Raw genomic sequence first — 248 nt, 5'->3', positions numbered from 1 at the left:
AGGGTCTTTTTGTTGTTTGGAATTAAAGAACACCCACAAAACACCCACTTTTTAAATGTCGATATATGATTGAAACAGCTCTGCTGTCCTTTCCTTAACCGTTTTGGTTACGTGCGTGTATATATTCATTGTTGTTTTAATATCACGATGGCCGAGACGAACTTGTACTTCTTTTACTGTTGCGCCAGCTTCAAATAATATCGAAGCGTGCGTGTGTCTAAATCCATGTACCGTGATGGGGTGTAGAT

1 protein-coding gene is annotated in these 248 nt (G+C 39.5%); it reads right to left on the bottom strand.

All coding sequences use genetic code 11. The annotated features are described in order from the left end of the window. Window positions 1-51: 51 nt before the first annotated feature. On the bottom strand, window positions 52-248 hold a 197-nt coding region (locus tag R2R70_RS22155), incomplete at its 5' end, for a tyrosine-type recombinase/integrase (RefSeq protein WP_410979223.1).

Source organism: Cobetia sp. SIMBA_158, from assembly GCF_046566945.1.
Lineage (GTDB): Bacteria > Pseudomonadota > Gammaproteobacteria > Pseudomonadales > Halomonadaceae > Cobetia > Cobetia amphilecti.
This window is presented reverse-complemented; position numbering and strand designations above follow the sequence as displayed.